Below are 24,448 nucleotides of genomic sequence, written 5' to 3'. Positions count from 1 at the left end.
CTACCGGCCCGCACGCATCAGCAGGATCAGGACCACGGTGAGGCCGACCGAGGCGGTCGCCGAGAACACCATCACCGCCATGGCGTCGCGCGCCTGGTGCCGGGTACGGCGTGGCGGCTGCGGCGCCCCCGTTCTGCTCATCATCTGGTCTCGACCCCCATCGTTTCGTTCGATGCCGGATCCGCCTGACCAGGTCCCTGCCCGCTCCCTCGTCGGGGAAGTTGCCGTCTGGAGCCGGGGAAGGTGCCCCAGATGGCGATGGAGCGAGCGGGCACGAGACCTCGTCCTGCGCATCCGTTCTTCTGTTGTCGGTGCCGCCCTCGTCAGATTCCGGGGAACACCTCGTCACTGAGCTCCGAGAACACCTGCTCCTGCTCCTCGGAGTACTGCCTCCAGGACTCGGGGTCCCAGATCTCGATCCGGTTCATCGCGCCGATCACCATCACGTCCTTGGTGAGCGATGCGTACTCGCGCAGCATCGGCGGGATGTTGATCCGGCCCTGCTTGTCCGGCACCTCCTGAGAGGCGGCGGCGAACAGCATCCGGACGTAGTCCCTGGCGCCCTTGTTGGTCACCGGCGCCTCGCGGAGCCGGTCGGTGAGCTTGCCGAAGTCACCCATGGACCAGACCGTCAGACAGCGCTCCTGCCCTCGAGTCACCACAAGTCCTTCCGCCAGCTCTTCTCTGAACTTCGCCGGGAGGAAGAGCCGCCCCTTGTCGTCGATCTTGGGCGTGTAGGTGCCGAAGAACATCGGGCACCTCCACTCTGCGACTTTCCTCCACTGCGCTCCACCATACGCCACTTTCCCCCACGATCAACCAGATTCGGCGTGTCACGCTCCACGTGGAGCCGACCCGGCCCTTGTCTGCATTCGTCGCTGCGCTCCTCGCAGACAAATGCCGGGTCGGCTCCACGTGGGATGATGGGAGGACAGGCGCGCCGCGGGATCTCACACCGGGTCACAGGCTGATGACGACTCGGTACCTGACCTCGCCTCGGCTTGCGCGCCTGTCTACGGTTGACTACACGAAATTGCGGGGGCCGAGCCCGGCCAGGTTCGACATAGGTGAAAGAGGCACGACGTGACGGCACCGAGCTCAGGTGGAGCGGATCTCGACACGCTGGCGCGGGTTGTCGGCCGGGTGCGAGGGGGCATCGAGAAGGTCATCGAGGGCAAGAGCGATGTCGTGTCCTCGGCCCTGGTCGTTCTCCTCGCCGAAGGTCACCTGCTGATCGAGGACGTTCCCGGCGTCGGCAAGACGATGCTCAGCAAGTCGCTGGCCCGGTCCATCGACTGCACCGTGCGCCGCATCCAGTTCACCCCCGACCTGCTGCCGTCCGACGTCACCGGCGTCTCGGTGTTCAACCAGGACACCCGCCAGTTCGAGTTCCGGCCGGGTGGCGTGTTCGCCAACATCGTGGTCGGCGACGAGATCAACCGAGCCTCGCCCAAGACCCAGTCCGCGCTGCTGGAGTGCATGGAGGAGCGGCAGGTCACCGTCGACAACACGACGTACCACCTCGAGGCGCCGTTCATGGTGATCGCGACCCAGAACCCGATCGAGATGGAGGGCACCTACGCCCTCCCCGAGGCGCAGCGCGACCGCTTCATGGCGCGGGTGTCGATGGGCTACCCCGTCGAGTCGTCCGAGATCGCGATGCTCAGCTCCCACACCGGCAGCAACCCGCTCGACGACCTGGAGCCGGTGACCGACGCCAGCGAGATCCGCAAGCTGATCCAGATCGTCGGCCAGGTCTACGTCTCCGAGCCCGTGCAGCGGTACGCCGTTGCGCTGACCACCGCCACCCGGCGTACCCAGGAGCTCGCTCTCGGGGCCTCGCCGCGCGCGACACTGCACCTGGTGCGGGCCGCGAAGGCACACGCCGCGATCGCCGGCCGCGACTACGTCGTGCCCGACGACATCCACCTGCTCTCCCGCCACGTGCTCGCCCACCGGCTCCTCCCGAGCGTCGAGGCCGCGATGAGCGGGCGCAGCACCACCGCGATCCTCGACCAGATCGTCGGGAACGTCGCGGTCCCCGGCGTCAGAGCCTGAGGACGGGGATAGGGAGGGGGTCGCGTCGTGCGTGAAGGACTAGCCGGACTCACGGTCCGGGGGCGGGCCTTCCTCGCGGCCGGCGTCACCGCGGTCGCGTGCGCGATCGTGCTCGGCCAGCCGTCGCTGAGCCGGGTCGGCGTACTCATCGCGGCGCTGCCGCTGGTGACCGCGTTCGTGGTCGGCCGCAGCCGCTACCGGCTGGCGCTGATCCGGCACGTCACGCCGACGCTCGTGTCCGCCGGCCAACAGGCGTCGGTGCGGCTCGACCTCAGCAACGAGGGCAAGACCCCGACCGGTCTGATGCTTCTGGAGGACCACGTCCCCTATGTGCTCGGCACCCGCCCGCGCTTCGTGCTCGAAGGGGTCAGGCACGGATGGCACCGGCACATCACCTATCAGCTCCGCTCCGACGTCCGCGGCCGGTTCGACATCGGCCCGATGACGGTGCGGGTCGGCGACCCGTTCGGCCTGGTCGAGCTCGGACGCGCCTTCCACACCACCACCCAGCTGACCGTCACCCCGCGCACCGTGCCGCTCCCGGTGATCCCGCTGTCCGGCGCCTGGACCGGCTCGGGCGACAACCGGCCGCGCGCGTTCGCGATCGGCAGCGCCGAGGACGTCACCGTCCGCGAGTACCGCCAGGGCGACGACCTGCGCCGCGTGCACTGGCGCAGCAGCGCCCGGGTCGGCGAGCTGATGGTGCGACGCGAGGAGCAGCCCTGGCAGTCGCGAGCGACGCTGTTCCTCGACAACCGCGCCCAGTCACACCGGGGCCAGGGCGTCGCCTCGTCACTCGAGGCGGCCGTGTCGGTCGCGGCCTCGGTCGCGGTCCACCTCAGCCAGCGGGGCTTCACCGTCCGCTTCGTCACCGCCAACGGCGAGGACCCCAACACCGTGTGGCACGACCGCTCCTCAAGCCTCAACACCGGTCCGCTGCTCGAGGCGCTGGCGGTCGTCGACTCGGTGCGGCGACCCACGATCGACAGCGGCTGGCTCGGCGAGGGCAACCAGAGCGGCCTGTTCGTCGCCGTACTGGGTGCGGTCGACCAGACCGACCACCCGGTGCTGCGCAGCATGCTCCACCACGCGAGCTCGGCGCTGGCCGTGACCCTCGACGTCGACGCCTGGGCGGCGCGTTCGCCCGGAGAGGGCAGCGGCGCCGCGGCCTGGCTGTCGGCACAAGGCTGGAGCGCGGTCTCTCTCGGCCCACAGGACCGGCTTGCCGCCGCCTGGCAGGAGCTCGGCCGGTCCAGCAACCCACGCGGGCACGCGGCGACCGCCATGCCCCTGATCACCGGAGCCGTGCGATGAGCCGGGCCCGAGCCGGGTTCGGCTACACCGTCAGCCTCGGCGTCGCCGCGGCGCTGACCACCTGGGTCACGCTTTTCTCGTGGCGGGGGTTCCTCGAGCAGCCCGGCCGCTTCCTGGCGCCCGCCCTGTTCGGCGGGCTGTTGATCGCCGCGACCGGCGCGGTCGGACGCTGGCTGCGGCTGCCGCGAATGGTCGTGCCGCTGCCGCAGCTCCTGGTCGGCCTGCTTTACCTCAACTACCACGTCGCCGGCGAGGCGAGCTGGTGGATGATCCCCAACTTCAGCTCGCTCGAGCTCTGCGCCGAGCGGATCGGCCGGTCGTTCGACACGGCGACGACGTACGCCGCGCCGGTGCCGACCACGGTGCCCTCGATCGTGCCGCTGCTGTTGCTCGGCGCCCTGCTGTTCACCGTGCTGGTCGACACCATTGCCTGCACCCTCGGGCGGGTGCCGCTCGCCGGGCTGCCACTGCTCGCGATCTACAGCCTGCCGATCAGCGTGCTGCAGGAGAGCGTGCCGGGCGGGGTGTTCGTGCTGTCCGCGGCCGGGTTCCTGACCCTGGTGTTCATGCACGAGAGCGACCGGGTCAGCCACTGGGGCCGGCCGCTCGGCCAGCGTGAGCACGCCAGCGCGGCCTCCGGGATGCTGGGCTACCAGCGTCGCTCCGGCGCCACTCAGCGGACCGCGGTCGTGGTGGGTGCGAGCGCGACGGCACTGGCCATCGTTGTACCGCTGCTGATCCCGACGTTCAACCTCAGCGTGTTCAAGGGCCGCGGCCCCGGCAGCGGCGGCGGCGACAACGTCAAGATCGTCAACCCGATGACCGACATGGTCCGCGACCTCAAGCGGGGCCCCGACCGACTGGTCCTCACCGTCAGCACCGACGACCCCAACTTCGACCGGCTGCGCATGGGATCGCTCACCAGCTTCGACGGGACCACGTGGCGGGTCGGCACCCATGACCTCGACGACGACCAGCGCGCCGACGGCGACATCCCGGACCTGCTCGGCGTCGCTCCAGAAGTGCCGCGCAACGAGTACGACTACGAGCTGCGGGCGACCGAGGACCTCGACTCGACCTGGCTGCCGCTTCCGCTGCACGTCACCGAGGTCGACGCCCCCGGGGACTGGTACTACGACCCGGACACGTTGGACTTCATGTCCGACGACCGGGACGAGACCACCGCGGGCATGGAGTGGCGGGCGACCGGCGTCTCGCTCAAGCACGACAAGGACAGCCTGCTGAACGCGCCACCACCGGACGCGCGGCTCGCTGACGAGTACACGAAGCTTCCCAATAACATCCCGGAATCGGTCGAGGACCTCGCCCGTACGGTCGCGGAGGGCGCGGATACCCCGTTCGAGGAAGCCCGGGCGCTCCAGAACTTCCTGCGGTCGGACGAGTTCACCTACGACCTGACCGCGGCGCCGGAGGGCAACGACGCCGACACCCTGGAGAGCTTCCTGCTGGAGGACCAGGTCGGATACTGCGAGCAGTTCGCCTCGGCGATGGCCGTGATGGCACGCATCCTGAGGATCCCGTCCCGGGTCGCGGTCGGCTTCCAGCAGCCGACGCCGGCGGGCGACGGCACCTGGGAGTTCACCTCGCACAAGATGCACGCCTGGACCGAGGTCTTCATCAGCGGCCACGGCTGGGTGGTCTTCGAACCCACCCCGGCGGACCGCACCGGCAGCGCACCCGGCTACACCACCCAGGGCCTACCCGGCCAGGAGCCGACCGACGATCCGACAAGCTCCGACTCGGCGACGCCCTCGAACCCGGGGGCCAACCCGACCCAGCGACCGGACATTCCCGAGGCTGAGACCGGTGCGACAACACCCGAGGAGAAGGGGTTCCCCTGGCTGGCCGTGATCGCCGGGGTCGTCGGTGGCCTGATCCTGCTGCTGGCTCTCGCCCTGCTTCCTCGCGTCCTGCGCCGCATGGCCCGAGACCGGCGCTGGCGGAACCTACCTCCGGCTGAGGCGGCCTGGGAGGAGCTCCGTGCCACCGCGATCGACCTCGGCCTGCCATGGCCGGACGGGCGTTCTCCGCGCTCCACCGGCGCGAGCATGGCCGGCAGCTTCGCCGCAGGCGGGAAGAACCGGCCGATACGACCCGAGAAGGGTGCCGCCACCAACCCCGCCGCGGTCGCAGCCATGTCCCGACTGGTGACCGCGGTGGAGCTCGGCCGCTATGCCCGGACCGCGCCCGGCGTGGCCCTGGCCGAGGCCCAGCACGACGTCGCCGTCTGCACCGAGGCGTTCCGTGCCGGCGTCGACAACCGCGCCCGCCTGCTGGCCGACTGGCTGCCCCGGTCGCTCTGGGCCGGCAAGCCCGCCATCGCCGAGCCCGCCCTACGGCGTCAGGTCAAGGACTACGACGACGTCATCGACCACGTCGGGTAGGTGTTGGCTCGCTAGTTGGGCGGGTCAGGAAGTGGTGCTGGCCGGTGTGCGTGCGGCCCGGCTCCGGCCACCTGCGGGCGCTGCGGCGGCGCGTCGCGCGCCCACCCTTCGCTGTTGGTTGCGCGCCGTACGCGCGCGCCGCGGCCAAGCCGCTTGACGCCGCCCGCAGGCGCCCGAAACCGAACCGCACGCACAGGGCTCGCGGTTCGGTCGGTGTCGTCGAAGGTTGTGCTAGTAGCCGTTTTCGCGGCGGCGGCGCCAGCGCTCTTCCATCCGCTCCATGAAGGAGCCGTGGGAGCGGGAGCGGCGGGTGAAGCGGCGGGAGCGGCCGCCGTCGATGACGCGAAGTCCTAGCTCGGGGTCATGCTCGTCGGTCTGCACCGACTCGGCGCGGGCGTGGCCGCGTATCGCGGTCAGGCCGACGGTTGCTGAGCCGAGCATGATGACGAAGCCGAGAATGCCCACGGACGTCTGCCGAAGAACGGCGCCCGCCATCAAGACGGCGATGCCGATGACGAAGACGACCCCAGCCACGATGGCGCGGCGGCGAGCCGAGCGGCGGAACGAGGTTCCCTTCAACGTGGAGGCGAACTTGGGATCCTCCTCGGCGAGGGCGCGTTCCATCTGCTCGAGCAGTCGCAACTCCTCTTCCGAGAGCGGCACGGTTTCCTCCCCGGATCACTTCCGGAATCTTCTGACTACGGCTCCTGGACGAGGAGCTTCCTTCAAGTCTAGGCAGCACCTGCGCAAGGTGGTACCCACAGGGTGGAATTTCACCCCAAACTGGTGGCCAGATCTTGCCGTATGGGTCATCCGAGCGCTCCTCACATGCCTCACCCGAGCAGCGTCGCCGGGCGTACGGCGGACGACCCGAACCGCTGCGCGGCCAGGTCGACAGCACGGTCGGCCTCACGCCAGCCGGGCGAGCGCTCGCCGAGCAGGAACTGGTGGTGGACGGTCTGTCGCGGCACCAAGCCTTCGACACGTACGCCGACCAGCCGCAGGCTCGCCCGGTCCAGGCCGAGCGCGTCGTACAGGCGGGCGGCGGTCCCGTAGATCTCCTGGGTGACGTCGGTCGCCTCGACCATCGTTCGGGATCGGATGATCGTGGTGAAGTCGCTGAAGCGCACCTTCAGGGCGACGGTGCGGCCGGCGTACCCCGCCTTCCGCAGCCGGCGCGACACCTTCGCGGCCAGCCTGAGGATCTCGCGGAGGATCAGCTCGCGGTCGGCCAGGTCCCGGGCGAACGTCTCCTCCGCGCCCATGCTCTTGTCGGGCTCCTCCATGCTGTAGCGCGGCTCGATCAGCCGCCGGTCGGCACCCCAGGCCAGCTGGTGCAGCTTGTAGCCGACCGCCGCGCCGACGGTGTGCTGGAGGGCGGCCAACGGGGTGTGAGCCACGTCGGCGACCGTCAGCAGCCCGATCCGGCGCAGCTTGGTCCGCGTCTTCTCCCCCACTCCCCACAGCTCGCCGAGATCGAGAGGGTGCAGGAACGACACCACCCGATCGGGCGGCACCACCACCACGCCGTCCGGCTTGGCATGCCGGCTCGCGATCTTGGCGACCGAGATCGACGGCGCCACCCCTGCCGAGCAGGTGATGCCCTGCTCGTCGTAGATCCGCGCCCGGAGCTGCTCGGCGATCATCGCGGGCGAGCCGAGCCGGCGGGTGGAGCCGCTGACGTCCAGGAACGCCTCGTCCAACGAGACCACCCGGACCAGCGGCGTGACCTCGCGGAAATTCTCCATCACCGCCTTCGAGACCCGGCCGAGGTCGGTGAAGTCGGCCTGCACCACCACCGCCTGCGGGCAGAGCCGTCGCGCTCGTGTGCCGGGCATGCCGGAGCGGATGCCATAGGCGCGGGCGTGATAGTTGGCGGAGAGTACGACGCCACGCTGCCACCCGCCGATGATCACTGGCTTGTCCTGCAGGTCCGGCCGCTCCCGGATCGCCACCGACGCATAGAACGCGTCCATGTCGACGTGCAGGATGTGGCAGTCAGCAGACGAGACACCCACCGCTACCACCCACCAAGGAGCCGAGTCGGCGGAAGTGGGCGAGCGAGCTCTAGCGAGCGATGCTGACTTGCGCCGACTCGGCGACCCCGTCCACGCACGTCGCACCCGGGCACGGGCGCAACCACAGCGGGTTTGCTTGAACCGCAACCACCGCTGCTTGTCGCCTCAGCGCTTGGCGAGGAGGTGGAGCTGGGTGGCGAGGGGGAGGTACTCGGGGCGTTCGGCGACGGCCTCTTCGAGGTCGACCAGCGCCTGGGTGGCGCCGGGCTCGAGATCGAGCAGCGAGCCGGGGACGAGGTCCGCGAAGACTCGTACGCCGTGCACCGCGACCACGTCGAGGCCGGCGGCAGGCAGCAGCTCGGCGAGCTCGTCGCGGGTGAACCGGTGGCTGCCCCGCCCGGCCGCACCGCGAACGGCAGGTCCGGTCCCGGACTCGAGCAGCGCGTGGGCGGCCTGGAAGTGTCCGGCCATCGCTCGGGCCACCACGGCGGCGTGCCGCTGAGCGACCAGAAGGCTGAGCGTCCCGCCCGGGCGCAGCACCGCGGCAAGCGCCTTGAGCGCGTCGGCCGGCTCGGGGACGACCTCGAGCACGCCGTGACACAGCACCAGGTCGGCGCTGGCCGGCTCGACCACGTCGAACAGCGTGGACAGGTCGCCCTGCTGCCCGGCGATCCGGTCTGCGACGCCGCTCTCCCGCGCTCGGCGGCCCAGGGCCGCCAGGGCGTCGGGGCTGGGATCGACGACGGCGACACGGTGGCCGAGCTCGGCCACCCGGACGGCGAACCCGCCCGTGCCACCGCCGATGTCGAGTACGTCGAGCGGCCCGGCGTCGAGAACCGGCCGGAGCGCGCCCCACACCACGGCGGTACGTGCCGCGCCGCGCCGTTCACTGGCTGACATGTCGCCAACCCTATGCCTGGCTCAGGCACTGCGTCCCGCCCGCCACGGGATCTGCTCCTCGAACGGCACGTGCGGCGCCAGTCCGAGCACCGACTCGATCACGGCAAGGAAGCGGTCGGCGTCGCGGACCAGGTCGTCGGCCTCGCGCTCGGTCACCGCCCGCTGTGACCCCGCCTCCGCTGCCGCCCGCTTGCCGGCGCCTGCGGCGAAGAAGGCCGCCCACTCCCCCAGCTCGGGCGCCACCTCGGCGAGCAGCACCCAGGCGTTCTTCTGCGCCCGCCGCCGCGTGGGTGCCGGGTGCGCCCGCGCCGCGAGCAGCGCCGCCGCGGCTCGCAGCGCCGCGACGTGAGCGCACGCGTAGCGGGTCGGAACCTCGTTGGCCGTGATCGCCTCCCGCAGCGACTCGGCCGCTCGGCCGAGGTACGAGTGAGTACTGGCCGGAAGCGCATACGGATGGGGGTAGGGGTTGGTCTCGGACTGCACGTCGGTCCCTTCATCGCTTCGGTCGACCCCTGTGGCCTCGACCCCCTCGGTACGGAAAATGTCGGCGGCATCGGCAACGATGACCGGCGAGCACTCGGTCGGTCCCGGTGGAGGCGGGGGTCGAGGTCGCCTCCACCGAAACCTGCTGACTTCGAACATTTGTTCGAACGAGTTCACCGTACACCCGGCCGCCGACAGTCCGTCAATGACTTGCCGGGAAAGAGATTTCGGGAACAGATTCGGTGGGACTACTCGGAGTCGGCGCCGTCGGGCAGCGGCCTGCTCGTGGCCGGACCTGGGGTCTTCCCTGCCGGCGGGTACTCGCAGTCGAGGCTCTCGGCCTCGCGGCCGGTGGGGCCGCCCTCGTCCGACTGGTCGTTGACGACCACGGCGGTGCAGGCCCGGCCGTGCTCGTCGGTGAAGGTGACGATCTCGCTGCTGTCGGCAGCCGCACAGCCCGTGGCCAGCAGGAACTCACGTTGGCGCCGTGCGGAGACGGCCCCGGTAAAGCGCTGGACAACGGTCGGTAACGTCACCCGCATGGACGAGCACCCATCGATCACCGCGTTCCGCACCGAGCTCACCCGCCTCGGCGGGCAGGGTGAGATCGTCGTACTCCCGGACTCGGTCCACACCGCCGCGCTGGCCGCGGAGGCGCTCGGCTGCGAGGTCGGCGCGATCGCCAACAGCCTCGTCTTCGACGCGGACGGTGCGCCGGTGCTGATCCTCACCTCGGGAGCCCACCGCGTCGACACCGCCAAGGTCGCCGCCGACCTCGGGCTGCCGCCGCTCAAGCGAGCCAAGCCGGACTTCGTGCGCACCCACACCGGCCAGGTGATCGGCGGCGTCTCCCCCATCGCCCACCCGGCGCCGGTCCCGACGTACATCGACTCCTGGCTGCAGAAGTACGACGTGGTCTGGGCGGCCGCCGGCCACCCTGCTGCGGTGTTCTCCACGTCGTACGACGAGCTCCTCGAGCTCACCGGCGCCCAGACGATCGAGGTGGAGTGAGTGATCGAGATCTGGCTGAACCCGGCCTGCTCCAAGTGCCGGACGGCGGTCGGCGAGCTGGACGCGGCCGGCGCCGAGTACACCGTGCGCCGCTACCTCGACGACCCGCCGACGGTCGCCGAGCTGGAGGACGTCCTGGCCCGGCTCGGGCTGGAGCCGTGGCACATCGCTCGCACCAGCGAGCCGATCGCCAAGCAGGTTGGCCTGCCACCCAAGGACGCCGCCCACCGGGCCGACTGGCTGCGGCTGATGAGCGAGCACCCCAAGCTCATCCAGCGCCCGATCATCACCGCCTCCGACGGCACCACGGTGGTCGCCCGCGACGCCGACTCGCTGGCCTCCGTGATCAAGGCCGGCTAACTCGTGGCCGCTCGATGCGAACCTACGGGCGCCGGCACGGCGTAGTCGGGGTGTCCTAGTCCCCCACGGAAGGCACCCGATGCGCCGACCACAGCGCGAACGTGAGTTCGCCGAGTACTTCCTCGCCCGAGGGCCGTCGCTGCGCCGTACGGCGTACCTGATCGTCCATGACTGGCATCTCGCCGAGGACGTCATCCAGCTCGCGTTCGTGAAGCTGTACGCCGCCTGGCCGCGCATCCGCACCGAGACCCTCGATGCCTATGCCCGCAAGGTTGTGGTCAACGAGTGCCTCAGCCAGCTGCGCAGACGCCGACCGGAGACGCCGACCGAGACCCTGCCGGAACGCGCCGCGGCCGAGGAGCATCGGCCGCTCGACCTCGGGCAGGCACTCGACCTGCTGCCGGACCGACAGCGCGCGATCATCGCGCTCCGCTTCCTGGACGACTTGTCGGTCGCCGAGACGTCCGCGGCCCTCGACATAGCCGAGGGCACCGTCAAGAGCCACACCTCCCGCGCGCTGGCCACCCTGCGCGCCCACCTTCCGGAACTCGTCCTCACCGAGGAGCCGTCATGACCGAACGCGACCTGTCCACCCTCGTCCGCGACCACGTCACCAGCGACGAGCCACCTTTCGCCCTCTCCCCCGACACAGCGATCGGCCAGGGCCGCCGGGTCGTACGACGGCGCCGGGCGATCGCGGGGATCGCCTGCGCGGCTGTTCTCACGGCAGGCGCAGCCGTTGCGGCGCCCAGGCTCGCCGATGACGGCGGGAGCTCTGGGAAGGGAATCGACCCCGCCATCCAGCAGGCCCTGGACGAGTACGACGCCGAGGAGATGCCGCGGATCATGGACGAGCACGCGAAGGCCGTCCTCGCCGACGCCGGCCTCGACTTCGGTATGGGGGAGTTCGTCGCGGGCAGGGTCAACAGCGACGATCCGCTGCCGCTAGGTCGCATGGACGAGGCCGAAGCGATGACCATCTCCTACGGGCGCAACACCGGGCATAGGTTCAGTCTCGAGCTCCTGCACGCCGGGAGCGAGGCCGAAGGCAACGCCAGGGAGGACTGCGCCAACAGCCTGGCTGACGGTACCTATCTGCGCTGCGCGGTCACCTTGAGCGACCGTGGGGACGTCGTGGTCACCCGGTTCTGGGCGTTCACGCCCGGGCTCCGAGGCTTGAACCACGACGGCGGGAGCGTCGTGCCCCGCAGCCGGCTGGATGACATCGATCCGCGGGCGCTCTGGTTCGAGCTCAACGTCAAGGTCATCAAGTCGGACACGTTCTTGACCCGGGCATCCGAGACCGTCAAGGCCCCCGACCAGGCGGCCGCCGAGTCCCGACTGCAGGTCCGGGATGCCGCCCTTGCCGAGCTCGCAGCCGATCCCGACCTGGTGATGCCGCGCCCGGAGTAGCAAAGCGGTGGCGCCGGGTTCCCTATGCTTCGCTGTGTGGACTCACTGTCAATGGCGTTCTCGAGCGGCTGGGCGAGCGGGATCAACTCGTACCTGGTCGTGCTGGTCCTCGGCATCGCCGACCGGGTAAGCGGCTTCGAGCAGATCCCGGACGTGCTCGGGCGCTGGGAGGTGCTCGGCGCGGCCGCGTTCCTCTACTCGATGGAGTTCATCGCCGACAAGATCCCGTACATCGACTCGACCTGGGACGCGATCTCGACCGCGATCCGGCCGACGGTGGGCGCGGTGATCGGCGTGCTCCTGGCCGGTGACGCCAACTCGCTGGACCAGGCCGTCAACGGCGTCGTCGGCGGCGGTACGGCCCTCGCCTCGCATACGGTGAAGGCCGGCACCAGGCTCGCGATCAACACCTCACCGGAGCCGGTCACCAACATCGGCGTCAGCGTGCTCGAGGACTTCGCCGTCCTCGGTGTGGTGTGGTTCGCGATCGAGCACCCCGAGATCGCGGCGGCGATCGCCGGCACTCTCCTGGCGCTCGGGATGATCCTGCTCTATTTCGCCGCCAAGGTGATCCGCAAGGGCTGGCGGAAGTGGAAGGGCCGCGAGCGGCGGCCGCGGACGCCCAGCGTGGGAGCAACGCCGTACCACTAGGGTTCACGCCATGGCGCGCGTCGTGGTGGTCGGTGGCGGGTACGGCGGCCTGGCGACGGCGGCGCGACTGGCCAAGCTCGGCCACGAGGTCACGCTGGTCGAGCGCAATCCCCAGCTCGGCGGCGCGCTGTCGTTCGTCGAGCAGGACGGCTTCCGCTGGGACGCCGGGCCGACCACGACGATGCTGCCCGCGGCGGTCCGCGACCTGTTCCGCAAGACCGGCCGGCCCCTCGACAAGGAGATCGAGCTCGTCTGGCAGGAGGTGCTGCGCGAGCACCGGTTCGAGGACGGCTCCAGCGTCGCTCTTCCGGGCGGCACCCGGGCCGCCCAGCTCGAGGCCGTCGACGAGCTCGGCGCCGGCCTCGGCCAGGAGTGGATCGACTACGTCGCCGGGTACGCCGACGACTGGGAGCTGCTCCGCCGCGACTACCTGGAGCGCCCGTGGGACCGGGACGTGGCGCCCAAGGCGACGACCGCCCTGCTCACCGGCCGCGAGATGATGCACAAGCGGCTCAAGCGGACGCTGAAGGACGAGCGGCTCCGGCTGATGGCCGGGTTCCCGTTCCTGCTGGACGGCCATGAGCTCCGCAACGTGCCCGCCTGGCTCGGCGTCACGGCGTACGTCGAGCAGAACTTCGGCGCCTGGACGGTGCCCGGCGGGATGGCCCGGCTGACCGCCGTGCTGGGTGACCGGCTGGCGACCCGCAAGGTCGAGGTGCTGCTGTCCACGACCGCCGAGGACGTGGTGCTGCGCGACGGCCGCGCGGTCGCGGTCCGCACCCACGACGGCGACCTCGACGCCGACATCGTGGTCAGCGCGATCGACCCGCGCCGGCTGCCCGCGCTGGTGCGCCACGTCGACCGCACCATGCCCGCGATCCCGCCGGTGATCAGCTACCTCGGACTGAGCGGCGACGTACCCGAGCTGGGTCCGGAGGTCGTCTTCCACGGCGACCCGACGCTGGTGGTCCGCACCGGCGGCCAGGCGCCCGCAGGCGGGACAGCGTGGACCGTGCTCGGCCGCGGCAAGCTCGCCGAGGACATCGTGGTGGCGCTGGCCCGCAAGAAGATCGACATCCGCGAGCAGGTCGAGATCCGCATCGACCGGTCACCGCGAGACCTGGTCGAGGAGTGGGGCGGCTCGCCGCTCGGCGTGCTCTGGCAGGGGCGCGGCACCGTTCGGCACCGGCTCGGCCCGACCACCCCGATCCCCAACGTGTACGCCGCCGGCGCGCACGCGACCCCAGGGTCGGGCCTTCCGTTCGTCGGGCTCTCGGCAGCGCTCGTCGCGCAAGCGGTCGGCCCCGCCTGACCGTCGTTACTCGATCCGCCATGTCACGGTCACCGTCGCGCCGATCGCGGTCTCCCCCGGCTCGAAGGACATGTCCCGCTTGCCGCCCATCGCCGCCTCCATCGCGTAGATCGGGCCAGGCCCGGACGACCCGCCCTCAGCGATCGCCAGCACTTCCAGCAGGATCGCGTCACCCAGCCTCGCCAGATGCTCGGCCTTCACCCGAGCGTCGGCGTACGCCGCCTCCCGGGCCGCCGTCTTCGCCGCGGCCGGGTCGGACACGTCCAGCGAGAAGGAGTCGATCTGCAGCCGGTCGCCGACCTCGGCGGCCAGCGCGCCGACCAGCTTGCCGGCCACGGTCACGTCGTCGCAGCGGATCGACAGCTCGTGGCGCGCCTCGAAGCCGTTCTGCCGGCCCTCGTGGTCATGCGCCGGCCAGACCTGCAGCCCGCTGGAAGCGACTCGCTGCGGGGTGGTGAAGGTGCGGGCGGTGGCGACCGCCTGCCGGGCGGCCGAGTCGGCGCCGGTGACCGCGTCCGCGACCCCGGCGGCTCGGTGATGCAGAGAGATCCGGATGCTGGCGGCGTCCGGGACGGCCCGGGACTCGCCCTGACCGGTGACAGTGACGGTGCGCTCCATGGCACCGACCCTAGTGGCGTCAGACCGTGATCCGCAGGGCCTCGAAGATCTCCAGCGTCGCCTTGGACCGGTTGAGCGTGTAGAAGTGCAGGCCCGGCGCGCCGCCGTCGAGCAGCTCCTCGCACAGCTCGGCAGCCATCGCGATGCCCTCGGCCCGGACCTTGGCCGGGTCGTCCTCGTACTGGGCGACGCGGCCGACTACGTCGGCCGGGATCTCGCGGCCGGACAGCTCGGCCATCCGCGAGACCTGGCGCAGGTTCAGGATCGGCATGATGCCCGGCAGGATCGGGATGTCGACGCCGATCGCGCCCGCGCGCTCGACCAGGCCGAAGTAGTCGACCGCCCGGAACACCATGTCGGTGATCGCGAAGTCCGCACCCGCGCGCTGCTTGCCGAGCAACACCTCGGCGTCGTGGTCGAGCGACTCCGCCGACGGGTGACCGTCGGGGAACGCCGCCACGCCGACCGAGAACCCGCCGTACTCGCGGGTGAGCTCGACCAGCTCCTGGGCATAGGTCAGGCCGCCCTCGGTGGGCGTCCACTCGGCGCGCGGGCCGTCGGTCGGATCGCCGCGCAGCGCGAGCACGTTACGGACGCCGGCCGCGGCGAAGGCGTCGAGGATGCCGGTCAGCTCCTCGCGGGTATGGCCGACACAGGTCAGGTGGCCCATCGGCAGCAGCGAGGTCTCGCGGGCGATCCGGCCGGTGATCGCGACCGTGGTGTCCCGCGTGGAACCACCGGCGCCGTACGTCACGGAGACGAAGGTCGGCCGGTAAGGCTCCAGGTCACGGATGGCGCGCCACAGCTGCTCCTCGCCCGCGGCATCCTTGGGCGGGAAGAACTCGAACGAGAACGACCGCTCACCCTCACGGATCAGCCGTCCGATGTCGCGTCCCTGCTCAGCACCCATGCCGCCGAGTCTAGGGGTGCCGCGGTACGCCGAATCGTGAGTCTCACCACGACCACATAGCCTGAGCCCGTGAGCAACCCCGAGTTCCGCGAGCGGATCCAGAAGGTGCTGGACGCCTTCCTCGACGAGCAGGCCGAGGCGCTGGCGCCGCTCGGCGCCGACGCGGCGCGGCTGGTCGACGAGGCGCGGCTCTCGGTGTCCGGCGGCAAGCGGCTACGGGCGGCCTTCTGCTGGTGGGGGTACCGCGCCGTACGGCCGGAGGTGGCTGACGAGGAGGCGCTGCTGCGCGCCTGCGCGGCCCTCGAGCTGCTGCACGCGAGCGCGCTGGTGCACGACGACCTGATGGATGCCTCCGACACCCGGCGCGGCCGGCCGGCGACGCACCGCGCGTTCGAGGCCCAGCACCTGCAGGCGCGCTGGTCCGGCAGCCCGACACAGTACGGCGCCGCGGCCGCGATCCTGCAGGGCGACCTGCTGCTGTCGTGGGCCGACCAGTTGCTGCGCGGCTGCGGGCTCCCTCTCGAACAGGTGGCGCCGGCCCTCACGGTCTTCGACGCCTGCCGCAACGAGGTGATCGCCGGCCAGTTCCTCGACGTGTCGGTCCAGGCTCGGGCGAAGGCCGACGTGGACACCGCGATGACGGTGCTGCGCTACAAGTCGGCGAAGTACTCCATCGAGCGGCCGCTGCACATCGGCGCCGCGCTGGCCGGTGGCGACGCAGAGATGCAGGAGGCGCTGACCAGGTTCGGCCTGCCGCTCGGCGAGGCGTTCCAGCTCCGCGACGATCTGCTCGGCGTGTTCGGCGACCCCTCGGCCACCGGCAAGCCGGCCGGCGACGATCTGGTCGAGGGCAAGCGCACCGTGCTGGTGGCGCTGACCCTGGACGCCGCCTCTCCCGAGGACGCAACGATCCTCGACGAGGCGCTCGGCACCTCGCTCAACGACGCCCGCGTCGAGCAGCTGCGCGCGATCATCTCCGGAGCCGGCGCCGACACCCAGGTCGAGTCGGTGATCACCGAGCTGTCCCGGCTGGCCGTGGACTCGCTCGCCGCCTCGCCGGTCAGCGAGCCGGCGAAGGTGGCGCTACGCGACCTCGCCGCCGCCGCTACCGAGCGCGTCCACTGACGGCTCCTTGTCGACCCCGGGCAGTCTCGGGTCCAGCCAGCGGGCCAGCGCGTACAGGCCGAGCATGAACGCCGTGACGCCGACGCAGTTCAGCAGCACCACGCCGTACCCGTGCTCGATGACGTCGATGAACGGGTACGGGTACCAGTCCACGATGGGACCGCGGATCAGCGTGTAGGCCAGCCAGCCCAGCGGAACGGCGAGGAACGCGGCGAGCGTGGGGATCCGGTCCCGCGGTCCGAAGAGCACCCAGCCGACGACTGCCAGCAGCGGCACCACCATGTGCAGCAGCCGGTCGGCGAGCAGCGGTGCGCCGTTCAGGTCGAGCAGCGGCCGGAGCAGGAAGAAGTGGACCACGCCCCCGCCGAAGCAGATCACCACGGCGTTAAGGCGCAACGCTCGCCAGATCCTGCCGTCGCGCAGCGGATCGAGCACCAGCGTGGCGACCGACCAGGCGACCAGCGCGTTCGACCAGATCGTCAGGTAGCTCGCGAACCGGATCACCCGCGTCGACAGCGGGGGCGACGACGTCTCGTCGAGAACATGATCGCCCCGCCAGATCAGCACGAACTGCAGGACCAGCGCGAAGCCGGCCACGAGGAACGTCAACAGGTGCCAGGCACGCGCGCGCGTCATGGCCGCAACCTACTCCCCACGGGCGCCGGGTCAGTCCAAGCTGGGCACCGTGTCGAGGTCCGGTCCGTCGCCGCGCAGGAGTACGGCGAACGCGCCGGCGCCAAGCGCCGCCGTACGCTCCCGCAGCACGTCCAGGGTGACCCGGAAGGCGTGCTCGTCGGCACGCGCGAACGGGCCCCAGCCGTCCCACAGGAGGACCAGCCCGGGATCCGCCTCAACGTCGCGCAGGCAGTCGACCAGCGCGTCGAGGTTCTGGCCGTAGTACGCCGGGAAGCGCAGTGCCTCGCCGATCCCGGCCAGGAACTCGGCCTTGGACTCGGTCCCCCAGCCGTCGAGGTGGCCGAACCTCCAGCCGGCGTGCTCGACGGTGTGCCGCACCTCGGCCGGCTCGAAGGCGCCGTGCCAGCGGTAGACGCCGGGGGCACGCCGTCCGGCCAGGACCGCCGCGAGCCCGCTCATCGCTGTCCCCTCATCGACGGATCCTCTCGAAGGTCCGGTAGTGGTCCTCGGTCCAGTAGAACTCGCCCCCGGAGCCGGTCACGATCCGCCGGGCGCCACGGTCGTCGGAGCCGGGCGTCGGAACGGTGTACTCCTTGTAGTAGCCGTCGCTCTGGTCGGGCAGCACGCCCTCCCGGTTGGAGAACGTGGTGCCGTCTTTCTCCGGGTACGGGAACGGCCCGCCCTGGTCGATCAGCGCGACCGTCTCGCCCGCCTCAGGCGGCAGCGTGTCGAGCTCGACCCAGGGCAGCCCGCTGTCCGGGTCCGTCTCGCCCCCCGCGTCGGGCGGCGACGGCAGGTTCGTTGGAGTAGCGGACGGCGTGGGGGTGCTCTGTGGCGCCTGTGCGCTCGGCGTCGAGTCGGGGCGGTCGTCCTGCGTCGTACCGCCGCCGTCGCCGTTCAGCCACCACACCAGGACGGCGGTCAGCAGCGCGACCAGGAGCCCGAGAAAGGTCCGCTTGTTCTTCACGATTCCAACCTAGTCCGGATGCTCCTAGTCGAGCGCCTGCGCGCGTCGCTTGACCTCGGAGCCGCGGTTCTCCCGCAGCGCGTCGATCGGCCGGCCGGGCAGGCCGGCGTCGGTGAACATCCAGGCGATGCACTCGCGGTCGTCGAAGCCCTTGTCGTGCAGCAGCGTGAGCAGCCCGGGCACGCCCTTGACCACCTCGCCGTCCATCACCAGCTCGGCCGGGATCTGCTGGCCCGCGCGCTCGGCCGGTACGGCGGCCGCGAGGTAGTGCTCGCGGATCAGGGTGCGGACCTTGCTGACGCTGATCCCGAGCTCGGTGGCGGCGGCGGACCAGTCCAGCCAGTCGCCGACCAGGGCACCGAGATCCTGCTGGGGCACCGTGCGGTCGTTCATGCCACCCACTCTTTCACCTCTCGCTGGTCGCCCGCCGATGCGGGAACCGTCATCTCGATCGCCTATTCTGCGCCACGCCGCAGCAGTGGAACCGGGTGGCCGGGGACCCACGTCCGTACGATTGTGTTCCCGGATCCCTTCCCCATCCGGCAGTGAGCGAAGGACGAAGCGATGGACAGCATGGTCGACGACCCGATGACCGGGCGTCTGCTGGACCGTCGCTACCTCATCGGCAGGCGGATCGCGCGGGGCGGCATGGCCGGCGTCTACGAGGCCACCGACACCCGCCTGGACCGCACCGTCGCGGTCAAGATCATGCATTCCGGGCTCGGCGACGACGAGGACTTCGCGGCCCGCTTCGTGCGCGAGGCCCGGGCCGCGGCCCGCCTGTCGCACCCCAACGTGGTCGGCGTCTACGACCAGGGCGAGGACACCGGAACCGTCTACCTCGCGATGGAGTACGTGCCGGGCCGCACCCTGCGCGACGTGATCCGCAGCGAGTCGCCGATGCCGCCCGCGAAGGCGCTGGCCTACCTCGAGCCCGTGCTGTCCGCGCTCTCGGCCGCCCACCAGGCCGGCCTGATCCACCGCGACGTCAAGCCCGAGAACGTGCTGATCGCCGACGAGACCGGCACCCAGGTGGGCGGCCAGGTCAAGGTCGCCGACTTCGGGCTGGCCAAGGCGGTCTCCACCGAGAGCCAGCACACCGCGACCGGCGGCGTGCTCATCGGCACCGTGTCCTACCTCGCGCCCGAGCTGGTGATCGACGGCCGGTCCGACGCCCGCGCCGACGTGTACGCCGTCGGCGTGGTGCTCTACGAGCTGCTCACCGGCAAAAAGCCCCACGAGGGCGAGACCCCGATCGCGGTCGCCTACAAGCACGTCCACGAGGACGTCCCCCGGCCGTCGGCCACGGCGCCCGGGATCCCGGCGTACGTCGACGCGCTGGTCGCCCGGGCCACCGCTCGCGACCGCGGCCTGCGGCCGGCCGACGCCCGGGTGCTCCTGCACCAGGTGCACCGGGTCCGGCAGGCGCTGGCCGAAGGCGTCACCGTCGACGACGACCTGACCTCGGATCTGGCTCCCTGGCCGGTCCCGGACCGCCCGGTCCTCGGCCCGCGGGACACGCCCGTGAAGTTCCGCCCGGAGCCGAGCCAGGCATATCCGGCCGAGCCGAGCCGGCACCGCGGTGAGCCGGCGGCGGAGGAGCGCCACGAGCAGACCTCGACCTTGTACATCTCCCCGGTCGTCGGGCCCGAGCCCAGCTACGCCGGCCCACCGAGCGGCGCCCGGCCGCCGAGCGGGCCGCCGTCCGGTATCAGGCCGGCCGGGCCGCGCCCGGCCCCGAGCCGGGCGACCGCCGACAACCGCCTGGTCCGGCACTCCCTCCGCGCGCCGATCGTGCTCGGGCTGGCGCTACTGCTGGCCGTCGTCGGCGGGCTGGCGGCCTGGTGGTTCGGCTTCGCGCGCTACGACTCGATGCCCACCGTCACCGGGCTGACCCAGGTCGCGGCCACCGAGAAGCTCGAGGGCGAGGGCTTCGAGGTGCGGGTCGGTGAGCCGGAGTACTCCGAGACCGTCGCCAAGGGCAAGGTGGTCGGCACCGATCCCGAGGCCGGCGCCCGGGTGCTCGACGGGGACACGATCACCCTGGTTCTGTCGCGCGGCAAGGAGCGGTACGACGTACCCGTGGTGCGCGGCAAGTCCGAGGACGAGGCGCAGGACCTGATCGCGGAGCGGAACCTCACCTTCGGCGAGACCATCGAGCGCTTCTCCGACAATGTCCCGGAGGGCGAGGCGATCGGCACCAGCCCGAAGGCCGGCACCACGCTGCGCCCCGACGCCGTCGTCGACCTGATCATGAGCAAGGGCCCGAAGCCGATCGAGGTCATCGACTTCACCGGCAAGAACGCCGGCCGCGCCGAGCGGGAGCTCTCCGGGCTCGGCCTCGAGGTTGACCGCACCGACGAGTACTCCGACACCGTCCCGATCGGCAACGTCATCTCGCAGACCCCCGCGTCGGGAACCCTCGCCAGGGGCGACACGGTCTCGCTGGTGGTCTCGATGGGCCCGAGTCTGGTGCAGATCCCAGGCGGGCTCTCAGGGACGGGCGTGGACGCGGCCAAGGAGACGCTGAAGGGGCTCGGGTTCAAGGTGAAGACTCGGCACGCCGACAACTACCTCGGCTTCAACATCGTGTACCAGGTCGACCCGGTCGAGGGCTCGATGGTCCCCGGTGGCAGCACCGTCACTCTCTACATCATCTGATGGGTGGACTGCGGAATCCGATCGGGAGTCACCTGCTGGTCGGCAAGGGGCTGCTGCGCGCGCTCGCCGACATGACCGAGGCCGGCTACGAGACCCTGCAGGTCTTCGTCGGCAACCCGCGTGGCTGGGCCCTCTCGCCCGGGAGCCGGGCGGCCGACGCGGCGTTCCGGGACGCGATCGGCGAGACCGGGACGCGCGTGTTCATCCACGCGCCGTACCTGGTCAACCTCGGCTCGCCCACAACCGATACCTACCAGCGCTCCGCCGCCCTGGTCGCCCACAACCTGCGCCGCGCCGCCGAGATCGGCGCCGAGGGCGTCGTCGTACACACCGGCTCGTACGTCGACCCCACCGGCGCCGACGCGGCCTACGACGGCGCGCTGCTCCGGGTCCGCGAGGCGCTGCTGCCGATCCTCGACTCGGTCGCCGACGACGCTGCCCCGTGGCTGCTGCTGGAGCCGACCGCCGGCCAGGGCCAGTCGCTGTGCGCGGGCGTCGACGACCTGGAGCCCTACCTGGCGGCGCTCGACTTCCACCCGAAGGCCGGGATCTGCCTGGACACCTGCCACGTCTTCGCCGCCGGCGCGCCGCTCGACGAGCCGGGCGGGGCGGCCGCCACCCTCGACCGGATCGTCGAGATCGGCGGCGTCGGCCGGCTCCGGCTCGTCCACGCCAACGACTCGATGGACGTGCGCGGCGCCTTCAAGGACCGGCACCAGAACATCGGCGCCGGCCACATCGGCGCCGACGCCTTCCGTGACCTGCTCGCCCACCCCGCCACCGACGGCGTGCCGTTCATCCTGGAGACGCCCGGCTCCCGCCGCCCCGGCAACCCCGACCTCGCGCTGCTGAAGCGGCTGCGCGCCGAGGCAGGTGCGCTGCGGTGACCGAGTCGCGCCGTACCACCCTGCTCGCGACCGCCGCGCTGCTCGCGATGACGGCCTGCTGGGGGTCGACGTTCTTCCTGATCAAGGACCTGCTGGAGCGGGTGCCGACGCTGGACTTCCTGGCGGTGCGGTTCGCGATCGCCAGCGTGGCGATGCTGCTGGTGGCGCCGAGGGCGATCGCGCGGCTGTCGCCGGAGTCGCGGCGGCACGCGGTGGTGCTCGGCGGCCTGTACGGCGTCGCCCAGATCCTGCAGACCGCCGGGCTCGCGCACACCGCGGCCAGCGTGTCCGGCTTCATCACCGGGATGTACGTCGTGTTCACGCCGCTGCTTGCCGCGCTGGTGCTGCGGACCCGGATCACCGCGATGACCTGGCTGGCGGTGGCGCTGGCGACGGCCGGTCTCGGCGTACTCACGCTCGACGGCTTCTCGGTCGGGTACGGCGAGGCGATCACGCTGCTTTCGGCCGTCCTCTACGCGCTGCACATCGTCGGCCTCGGCGCGTGGTCCAAGCCCGGCGAGGCACTCGGCATGGCGATCCTGCAGATCGTGGTGATCGCGGTGGTCTGCTTCGTCGCGACCGTGCCCGACGGGATCGAGCTGCCGCAGAGCGGCCGGGACTGGTCGTCGATCGTCTACATGGCGCTGTTCGCGGGAGCGGCCGCGATGCTCAGCCAGACCTGGGCGCAGTCCCACCTCTCCCCCACCCGCAGCGCGATCATCATGAGCATGGAGCCGGTCTTCGCCGCCTTCTTCGCGGTGCTGCTCGGCGGCGAGTCGCTGACCCTGAGGATGCTGGCCGGTGGCGGGATGGTGCTGACCGCAATGCTGGTCGTGGAACTGCTCCCCCGCCGAAAGATCGAGGCCGAGGTCACTCACATCGCGGTGTGACAGGACCGACCCTCGGGCTCTCCCAGTAGGCAAACGCGCCGCAAGGCATCTGGATCAGGCTGTTCAGGCCACGTTTGCCTTCCCAGAGGGCACCGCGGCGAGTTGGCGCAAGCAAGCGAGCACATAGTCGGGATCGAGCATCACCTGTCGCCAGGTGAAGCGCAGGACGGTCCAGCCGTCGAGCACCAGGGCGTTGTAGCGCCAGCAGTCCCGCTCGAAGGCATCCTTGCCGGTGTGGAACTCCCACGAGTCCGCCTCGATGACGAGCCGGCGGCCCCGATCGAGGAGGTCCGGCTGGACGATCCGGTCTGCCACCCGCACGACTACCTGTGGCTCGACGTCGAGTCCGGCCTCGATGGCCAGGGCTCGAACGACCGACTCGAAGGGGTTGGCCGCCAGCCGACTCGCGGACGCGGCCACTCGTCGGGCCGCCGCTGCGCCCTTGCCGCGCACCTCGTCGGCCTCCTTGACCAGCCTCTCGGGCGACACGTCGAGATGGCGCAGCGCAGAGTCGGCCACGGCGAGCGCCGGCCCGAACGGAAGGCGCCGCGCGCAGTCCAGGACGGTGCGCGACGCCGAGGTAACGTCACCGGTCTCACCGTCCAGGTCCGCCCAGAAAAGATGACAGTTGCGTCGATCCCGGACCGCCCTGTTGCGCGGCACCGTGATCCACGGAGTCGACGCCGGGAAGGCGACCTCCCAGCCGTGGAGCTGGGCGGCGCTCAGGTGGGAGGCGACACCGCCGAGCTGGCGGGCCTTGACCAGCGCCCGGTCGGCCGCGGCGAGCGCATAGTCGCCACGTCGCACTCGACGGATGTGACCGTCCTTGACCGCACGACGAAGCCGCCTGCGAGTGGTGATCCGGAGCAGCGCAGCACGCGACCCCACCCCACCGAGCCTCTCGAGCGCCGCCACCGGATCCACGCGAGAAGCCTGCCTCGACCGAAGGAATCCCGCATCTCGCTATCCACAGGGCCCTCCCAGTAGGCAAACTCGGCGCTGAGGCAGGCAGATCCGCAGGATCGACCCCTGTTTGCCTACTGGCGGGGACCGTCCACTAGGCCGGCCTTGGCTGGGCCGGCCCCGAGGCGATTCGGCACGGCTGGCGGTTGAGGCGACCGTCGGGTTGCGCCACGATGGACCAAGGGGCAACACAAGGGGAGGGCTCTCGGAAAGAGGAGTCCCGCACATGGCAGGCCACGTGATCCACCTGAACACCACCGTCGCATCCGACCCGGAGCAGATCTGGGGGGTGCTGACCGACGTCGAACACGCGTCGCAGGTGTTGCGCAGCGTCACCGCCAGCCGGCAGCTCACCGATGGTCCGTACGACGTGGGGACGGCATGGGAGGAGCAGCGCGTGATGTTCGGCCACCACGGTGTGGAGGAGCTCCACGTCGTCGAGTCCGACCCGCCGTTCCGCACCCTTCAGGAGGCGCGCCTCGGCCACGACACGGTGCGTACGGCGTACTCGCTGACGCCGACCCGGGACGGCCAGACCCGGCTCTCGATGACCGCGACCGCGGTGATGAAGGAGCGGTCGCGGGCCGGCAAGGCCGCCTGGAAGTTCTTCGGCGGCCTCAGCTACGAGTCGACGCGGCGCGCGCTCCAGCACGACCTGGAGGACATCGCCCGGGAGGCGGAACGGCGGTCGGCATCCTAGGGAGGCACCAGCGTGCAGGCCGCTCGTCCGGACAGACCCGGACACGAGTTCGGCCTTACTTTGGTTTTCACATACGCTCTGCTGGCCAGCTCTTCTCGGAGGTCAGCTCATGAAGTTCTGCACCCAGTGCGGACATGAACTCGGTATCGGCCGGTTCTGCACCAAT

Annotated in this window: 28 protein-coding genes; 14 read left to right on the top strand and 14 right to left on the bottom strand. The window is 71.0% G+C overall.

What is annotated here, in order from left to right; all coding sequences use genetic code 11:
• Positions 1-144 carry a hypothetical protein gene (locus DDV73_RS27700; protein WP_154402607.1) on the bottom strand — a complete coding sequence of 48 codons (144 nt, stop codon included), beginning with the start codon at positions 142-144 and terminating at the stop codon, positions 1-3.
• A gap of 179 nt (positions 145-323) precedes the next feature.
• Positions 324-752 (bottom strand): division/cell wall cluster transcriptional repressor MraZ, encoded by a 429-nt coding sequence (gene mraZ, locus DDV73_RS04435; RefSeq protein WP_109506040.1) that lies wholly within the window; start codon positions 750-752, stop codon positions 324-326.
• A 331-nt stretch (positions 753-1,083) separates the two neighbouring features.
• Here mraZ and DDV73_RS04430 point away from each other — a divergent pair, with 331 nt between their 5' ends.
• From DDV73_RS04430 to DDV73_RS04420, 3 genes are read left to right on the top strand one after another with little or no spacing between them, the layout of a single operon-like run.
• The gene (locus tag DDV73_RS04430) at positions 1,084-2,058 is read left to right on the top strand and encodes an AAA family ATPase (RefSeq protein WP_109506039.1); all 975 of its coding nucleotides are present in this window, start codon (positions 1,084-1,086) and stop codon (positions 2,056-2,058) included.
• Between the two features lie 27 nt (positions 2,059-2,085).
• Positions 2,086-3,372 (top strand): DUF58 domain-containing protein, encoded by a 1,287-nt coding sequence (locus DDV73_RS04425; RefSeq protein WP_109506038.1) that lies wholly within the window; start codon positions 2,086-2,088, stop codon positions 3,370-3,372.
• Complete coding sequence (locus DDV73_RS04420) at positions 3,369-5,777, top strand: transglutaminase TgpA family protein (RefSeq protein WP_109506037.1); 2,409 nt, start codon at positions 3,369-3,371, stop codon at positions 5,775-5,777. The genes DDV73_RS04425 and DDV73_RS04420 overlap by 4 nt, the downstream gene beginning before the upstream one ends.
• A 231-nt stretch (positions 5,778-6,008) precedes the next feature.
• On the opposite strand, the gene DDV73_RS04415 is transcribed toward DDV73_RS04420, so the two are convergent.
• From DDV73_RS04415 to DDV73_RS04395, 5 genes are all read right to left on the bottom strand, one after another.
• Positions 6,009-6,440 (bottom strand): DUF3040 domain-containing protein, encoded by a 432-nt coding sequence (locus DDV73_RS04415; RefSeq protein WP_109506036.1) that lies wholly within the window; start codon positions 6,438-6,440, stop codon positions 6,009-6,011.
• Positions 6,441-6,610: 170 nt separating this feature from the next.
• Positions 6,611-7,795 carry a DNA polymerase IV gene (gene dinB / locus DDV73_RS04410; RefSeq protein WP_240617113.1) on the bottom strand — a complete coding sequence of 395 codons (1,185 nt, stop codon included), beginning with the start codon at positions 7,793-7,795 and terminating at the stop codon, positions 6,611-6,613.
• Positions 7,796-7,960: 165 nt separating this feature from the next.
• On the bottom strand, positions 7,961-8,695 hold the full coding sequence (locus DDV73_RS04405; RefSeq protein WP_109506034.1) for a methyltransferase domain-containing protein: 735 nt from the start codon (positions 8,693-8,695) through the stop codon (positions 7,961-7,963).
• A gap of 21 nt (positions 8,696-8,716) precedes the next feature.
• Positions 8,717-9,178 carry an SAV_6107 family HEPN domain-containing protein gene (locus tag DDV73_RS04400; protein WP_109506033.1) on the bottom strand — a complete coding sequence of 154 codons (462 nt, stop codon included), beginning with the start codon at positions 9,176-9,178 and terminating at the stop codon, positions 8,717-8,719.
• A gap of 248 nt (positions 9,179-9,426) precedes the next feature.
• Positions 9,427-9,720 (bottom strand): hypothetical protein, encoded by a 294-nt coding sequence (locus tag DDV73_RS04395; RefSeq protein ID WP_206050711.1) that lies wholly within the window; start codon positions 9,718-9,720, stop codon positions 9,427-9,429.
• On the opposite strand from DDV73_RS04395, the gene DDV73_RS04390 reads away from it, so the two are divergent.
• The 6 genes from DDV73_RS04390 (at position 9,719) to DDV73_RS04365 (ending at position 13,925) form a co-directional block, all read left to right on the top strand.
• Complete coding sequence (locus tag DDV73_RS04390; RefSeq protein WP_109506032.1) at positions 9,719-10,189, top strand: YbaK/EbsC family protein; 471 nt, start codon at positions 9,719-9,721, stop codon at positions 10,187-10,189. The two genes, DDV73_RS04395 and DDV73_RS04390, sit on opposite strands and share 2 nt — an antisense overlap.
• Positions 10,190-10,549: an ArsC/Spx/MgsR family protein gene (locus DDV73_RS04385; protein ID WP_240617112.1), complete on the top strand. Its 360-nt coding sequence runs from the start codon at positions 10,190-10,192 to the stop codon at positions 10,547-10,549.
• A gap of 79 nt (positions 10,550-10,628) precedes the next feature.
• Entirely contained in the window at positions 10,629-11,123 is a 495-nt protein-coding gene (locus DDV73_RS04380) for a SigE family RNA polymerase sigma factor (protein WP_109506031.1), read from the top strand.
• Positions 11,120-11,962, top strand: a complete 843-nt coding sequence (locus DDV73_RS04375; RefSeq protein WP_109506030.1) for a hypothetical protein — start codon at positions 11,120-11,122, stop codon at positions 11,960-11,962. The genes DDV73_RS04380 and DDV73_RS04375 overlap by 4 nt, the downstream gene beginning before the upstream one ends.
• A 36-nt stretch (positions 11,963-11,998) precedes the next feature.
• The gene (locus tag DDV73_RS04370; RefSeq protein ID WP_109506064.1) at positions 11,999-12,613 is read left to right on the top strand and encodes a DUF4126 domain-containing protein; all 615 of its coding nucleotides are present in this window, start codon (positions 11,999-12,001) and stop codon (positions 12,611-12,613) included.
• A gap of 10 nt (positions 12,614-12,623) precedes the next feature.
• A complete protein-coding gene (locus DDV73_RS04365) occupies positions 12,624-13,925 on the top strand; it encodes a phytoene desaturase family protein (RefSeq protein ID WP_109506029.1) in 1,302 nt (433 codons plus the stop codon).
• 6 nt (positions 13,926-13,931) lie between these two features.
• On the opposite strand, the gene DDV73_RS04360 is transcribed toward DDV73_RS04365, so the two are convergent.
• Entirely contained in the window at positions 13,932-14,543 is a 612-nt protein-coding gene (locus DDV73_RS04360) for an SIMPL domain-containing protein (protein ID WP_109506028.1), read from the bottom strand.
• A 19-nt stretch (positions 14,544-14,562) separates the two neighbouring features.
• Positions 14,563-15,453: a methylenetetrahydrofolate reductase [NAD(P)H] gene (gene metF / locus DDV73_RS04355; RefSeq protein ID WP_109506027.1), complete on the bottom strand. Its 891-nt coding sequence runs from the start codon at positions 15,451-15,453 to the stop codon at positions 14,563-14,565.
• A gap of 69 nt (positions 15,454-15,522) precedes the next feature.
• Between metF and DDV73_RS04350 the strand changes: the two genes are divergently transcribed.
• Complete coding sequence (locus DDV73_RS04350) at positions 15,523-16,578, top strand: polyprenyl synthetase family protein (RefSeq protein ID WP_109506026.1); 1,056 nt, start codon at positions 15,523-15,525, stop codon at positions 16,576-16,578.
• Here the strand turns inward: DDV73_RS04350 and DDV73_RS04345 are convergent.
• From DDV73_RS04345 to DDV73_RS04330, 4 genes are read right to left on the bottom strand one after another with little or no spacing between them, the layout of a single operon-like run.
• Positions 16,537-17,214 carry a Pr6Pr family membrane protein gene (locus DDV73_RS04345; protein WP_109506025.1) on the bottom strand — a complete coding sequence of 226 codons (678 nt, stop codon included), beginning with the start codon at positions 17,212-17,214 and terminating at the stop codon, positions 16,537-16,539. The two genes, DDV73_RS04350 and DDV73_RS04345, sit on opposite strands and share 42 nt — an antisense overlap.
• A gap of 30 nt (positions 17,215-17,244) precedes the next feature.
• The gene (locus tag DDV73_RS04340) at positions 17,245-17,673 is read right to left on the bottom strand and encodes a barstar family protein (RefSeq protein ID WP_109506024.1); all 429 of its coding nucleotides are present in this window, start codon (positions 17,671-17,673) and stop codon (positions 17,245-17,247) included.
• 10 nt (positions 17,674-17,683) lie between these two features.
• Positions 17,684-18,181 (bottom strand): guanyl-specific ribonuclease, encoded by a 498-nt coding sequence (locus DDV73_RS04335; RefSeq protein WP_240617111.1) that lies wholly within the window; start codon positions 18,179-18,181, stop codon positions 17,684-17,686.
• Positions 18,182-18,205: 24 nt separating this feature from the next.
• Entirely contained in the window at positions 18,206-18,574 is a 369-nt protein-coding gene (locus DDV73_RS04330; RefSeq protein ID WP_161962284.1) for an Rv2175c family DNA-binding protein, read from the bottom strand.
• Between the two features lie 171 nt (positions 18,575-18,745).
• Between DDV73_RS04330 and pknB the strand changes: the two genes are divergently transcribed.
• From pknB to DDV73_RS04315, 3 genes are read left to right on the top strand one after another with little or no spacing between them, the layout of a single operon-like run.
• Positions 18,746-20,842 (top strand): Stk1 family PASTA domain-containing Ser/Thr kinase, encoded by a 2,097-nt coding sequence (gene pknB / locus DDV73_RS04325; protein ID WP_109506023.1) that lies wholly within the window; start codon positions 18,746-18,748, stop codon positions 20,840-20,842.
• Positions 20,842-21,729 carry a deoxyribonuclease IV gene (locus DDV73_RS04320; protein ID WP_109506022.1) on the top strand — a complete coding sequence of 296 codons (888 nt, stop codon included), beginning with the start codon at positions 20,842-20,844 and terminating at the stop codon, positions 21,727-21,729. Before pknB ends, DDV73_RS04320 begins: the two co-directional genes overlap by 1 nt.
• A complete protein-coding gene (locus DDV73_RS04315) occupies positions 21,726-22,619 on the top strand; it encodes a DMT family transporter (protein WP_240617110.1) in 894 nt (297 codons plus the stop codon). The genes DDV73_RS04320 and DDV73_RS04315 overlap by 4 nt, the downstream gene beginning before the upstream one ends.
• Positions 22,620-22,682: 63 nt before the next feature.
• On the opposite strand, the gene DDV73_RS04310 is transcribed toward DDV73_RS04315, so the two are convergent.
• On the bottom strand, positions 22,683-23,543 hold the full coding sequence (locus DDV73_RS04310; protein ID WP_109506021.1) for a DUF559 domain-containing protein: 861 nt from the start codon (positions 23,541-23,543) through the stop codon (positions 22,683-22,685).
• A gap of 265 nt (positions 23,544-23,808) precedes the next feature.
• Between DDV73_RS04310 and DDV73_RS04305 the strand changes: the two genes are divergently transcribed.
• Positions 23,809-24,282 carry an SRPBCC family protein gene (locus DDV73_RS04305; protein ID WP_109506020.1) on the top strand — a complete coding sequence of 158 codons (474 nt, stop codon included), beginning with the start codon at positions 23,809-23,811 and terminating at the stop codon, positions 24,280-24,282.
• Positions 24,283-24,448 lie beyond the last annotated feature (166 nt).

The sequence above is a fragment of the Nocardioides speluncae genome, assembly GCF_003121585.1.
In the GTDB taxonomy this organism is placed as follows: Bacteria; Actinomycetota; Actinomycetes; order Propionibacteriales; family Nocardioidaceae; genus Nocardioides; species Nocardioides speluncae.
Note: the sequence above shows the minus strand (reverse complement) of the source record. Positions and strands in the feature narration are given on the sequence as shown.

Excerpts from the sequence above, each read along its gene's own strand:
- DDV73_RS27700 (WP_154402607.1), bottom strand. The coding sequence starts at position 144 with ATGATGAGCAGAACGGGGGCGCCGCAGCCGCCACGCCGTACCCGGCAC.
- mraZ (WP_109506040.1), bottom strand. The coding sequence starts at position 752 with ATGTTCTTCGGCACCTACACGCCCAAGATCGACGACAAGGGGCGGCTC.
- DDV73_RS04420 (WP_109506037.1), top strand. The coding sequence starts at position 3,369 with ATGAGCCGGGCCCGAGCCGGGTTCGGCTACACCGTCAGCCTCGGCGTC.
- DDV73_RS04405 (WP_109506034.1), bottom strand. The coding sequence starts at position 8,695 with ATGTCAGCCAGTGAACGGCGCGGCGCGGCACGTACCGCCGTGGTGTGG.
- DDV73_RS04390 (WP_109506032.1), top strand. The coding sequence starts at position 9,719 with ATGGACGAGCACCCATCGATCACCGCGTTCCGCACCGAGCTCACCCGC.
- DDV73_RS04395 (WP_206050711.1), bottom strand. The coding sequence starts at position 9,720 with ATGCGGGTGACGTTACCGACCGTTGTCCAGCGCTTTACCGGGGCCGTC.
- DDV73_RS04380 (WP_109506031.1), top strand. The coding sequence starts at position 10,629 with ATGCGCCGACCACAGCGCGAACGTGAGTTCGCCGAGTACTTCCTCGCC.
- DDV73_RS04375 (WP_109506030.1), top strand. The coding sequence starts at position 11,120 with ATGACCGAACGCGACCTGTCCACCCTCGTCCGCGACCACGTCACCAGC.
- DDV73_RS04365 (WP_109506029.1), top strand. The coding sequence starts at position 12,624 with ATGGCGCGCGTCGTGGTGGTCGGTGGCGGGTACGGCGGCCTGGCGACG.
- DDV73_RS04360 (WP_109506028.1), bottom strand. The coding sequence starts at position 14,543 with ATGGAGCGCACCGTCACTGTCACCGGTCAGGGCGAGTCCCGGGCCGTC.
- metF (WP_109506027.1), bottom strand. The coding sequence starts at position 15,453 with ATGGGTGCTGAGCAGGGACGCGACATCGGACGGCTGATCCGTGAGGGT.
- DDV73_RS04345 (WP_109506025.1), bottom strand. The coding sequence starts at position 17,214 with ATGACGCGCGCGCGTGCCTGGCACCTGTTGACGTTCCTCGTGGCCGGC.
- DDV73_RS04340 (WP_109506024.1), bottom strand. The coding sequence starts at position 17,673 with ATGAGCGGGCTCGCGGCGGTCCTGGCCGGACGGCGTGCCCCCGGCGTC.
- DDV73_RS04330 (WP_161962284.1), bottom strand. The coding sequence starts at position 18,574 with ATGAACGACCGCACGGTGCCCCAGCAGGATCTCGGTGCCCTGGTCGGC.
- pknB (WP_109506023.1), top strand. The coding sequence starts at position 18,746 with ATGGACAGCATGGTCGACGACCCGATGACCGGGCGTCTGCTGGACCGT.
- DDV73_RS04320 (WP_109506022.1), top strand. The coding sequence starts at position 20,842 with ATGGGTGGACTGCGGAATCCGATCGGGAGTCACCTGCTGGTCGGCAAG.
- DDV73_RS04305 (WP_109506020.1), top strand. The coding sequence starts at position 23,809 with ATGGCAGGCCACGTGATCCACCTGAACACCACCGTCGCATCCGACCCG.